This is a genomic window from Azospirillum sp. P4_B5 (assembly GCF_056402275.1).
This window is the reverse complement of record NZ_JBFUHT010000128.1, coordinates 1-1,412: the sequence shown is the minus strand read 5'-3', so window position 1 is coordinate 1,412 and position 1,412 is coordinate 1. Positions and strand designations below refer to the sequence as shown.

Genomic DNA, 1,412 nt, shown 5'->3' with positions numbered 1-1,412 from the left:
TGTACCGCGGCCCGGATTTGAGACACCCGGCTGGGCTTGTTCAGGCGACCAAGGGTAGCTCGGCGATGGGCATCTGATCAACCCGGAGTTGGTCGGCGCGCACCTGGGCTGGGGTGCGGTGTCCATGCCGGGCGACGAGCCAGGTTTCGTTGTAGTGGTGAGCGAACCCGACCAGAGCGCGGCGCAGCTCCTCGACGGTGTCGAAGGTGTGGACCCAGAGGAAGTTCTCCTTGAGCGTCCGGATGAAGCGCTCAGCGACGCCGTTGCCCTCCGGCTCGCGCACGAAGGACGGCGAGCTGGCGATGCCCAAGCACTTGATCTCGGCCTGGAAGTCGCCGGACATGTAGTTGGAGCCGTGATCGTGGCGCAGCTTCAGTCCAGCCGCGACGCCCGGGCCGATGCTGCCGAAGTGGCGCAGCACGCCTTGGCGGACCGGTTCCAGGGCTTCGAAGCGGTTGCCGCTCTTCGAGGCGTGGATGCCCACCACCTCGGAGTTGGCGTGATCGACCGCGAGGAAGACGCGCGCCACGCCCTCGGCCACGGTGATCGTCTCGGTCATGTCGGTCCCCCACATGACGTTCACCGTCTCGGTGTCGATGGTGCCGTCGTGCGCCCGTGTACGCGGCCGCCCCACTCGATGCGGCGCCAGCAGCCCGTGCGCGCCCATCAGCCGCCGCACCCGGCGGGCCGAGGTGTGAATGCCCGCCTGCCGCAGACGCGCCCAGATCTTGCGGTAGCCCTCACCGTGAAAGCGTGAGGCGAGGATCTGCTGGCGGATGTGCTCGATCAGCTCAGCATCCGGGCACGGACCCTGCGGGCCTCGGCGCCGGGGCGTCGGTGTCGGGCGGTCCGTCCGGTGCCGATAGACGGTAGCGCGCGACACCCGCCAGATCCGGGCAACCCGGGCCAGACCATAGGGGCGGCCGGTGGAGGGCGAGGTGATCTGGCTCATCGTCTCGACCTCCGCCGGGCCAAAGGGTGTTTGCCCTCCAGCGCGGCGATCTTCTCCTCCAGCAGCTCGTTGGCCATGGTGATCTCGCCCACCTTGGCCTTGAGGCGCGCGATMTCCTCATCGCGCTCGTCGCGTTCCCGTTCCTTCATGGCGGACGCGGCGGCCGCCAAAGCGCGCTCGCGCCACTCCGACAGCCGGGCCACGGTGACGTTCAGCTCGCGGGCGACGACCTCCAGCGGCTCACCACGCAGCAGCCGCGTCACCGCCGCCACCTTGCGCGCAGCAGAGAAGCGTTGGGGCGTGCTGGCGTCCGCGCCCGAGGGGGCGCCTGCGCCAGCGTTGTGGGCGCGCTCCGGCGCCCCCTCGCGCTTACGCCCCTGTTCCTTGTCCATTTCAAAGACCTCCGGTTGCGGTTCAATCTACCGCAGCCGGGTGTCTCATCGAACCGTGCCGCGCCCCA

At 69.4% G+C, this 1,412-nt stretch carries 1 pseudogene; it reads right to left on the bottom strand.

The annotated features are described in order from the left end of the window. Nucleotides 1-40 precede the first annotated feature (40 nt). Nucleotides 41-1,272: pseudogene (locus tag AC1DVI_RS32325) on the bottom strand (IS3 family transposase); the annotation flags it as partial. Between the last annotated feature and the right edge of the window lie 140 nt (nt 1,273-1,412).